This is a genomic window from Mycoplasma sp. Z386, assembly GCF_054343375.1.
On sequence record NZ_JBTGVC010000040.1, the window covers coordinates 1 to 529 of the forward strand.

General features: G+C 28.0%; 1 protein-coding gene. It reads left to right on the forward strand.

Annotated elements, in window-relative coordinates:
• Positions 1-64: 64 nt before the first annotated feature.
• Positions 65-529: ATP-binding protein (locus ACXX85_RS03975; RefSeq protein ID WP_458560689.1), on the forward strand; the 465-nt coding region annotated here is incomplete at its 3' end.

The window sequence follows — 529 nt, forward strand, 5'->3', positions numbered from 1 at the left end:
AATAATTATTATTTTCATATCGCTAAAAAAAGGACATTTTGATTAATAATTTACAGAAATTCACATTGATATCTATGATGATAGATTAGAAATTTATTCTCCTGGTGGGATGTCCGATGGTTCTTTAATTCAAGAACAAAATATTTATCAAATTGCTTCAAAAAGAAGAAACCCTATTATTGCTGATGTCTTCAGCAGACTTAATTTAATGGAAAGACGCGGAAGCGGACTAAAGAGAATTATAGAAAGTTACAAAAAGCAAGAAAATTACAACGAAAAATTAATTCCACAATTTATTTCTAATACTAGTTCTTTCTTTATTGTGTTAAAAAATTTAAACTATAATACACAAAATAAAGTGGCGATAAACGGGTATAGTGGCGATAAAAATAATGATAAAGTGGCGATAAATGGTCAGAGTGGCGATAAAAATAATGATAAAGTGGCGATAAATGGTCAGAGTGGCGATAAAATTCAGGAACTTATTGTTTTAAATTTTGCAAAACAACAAGAAGAATTTAAATCTAAA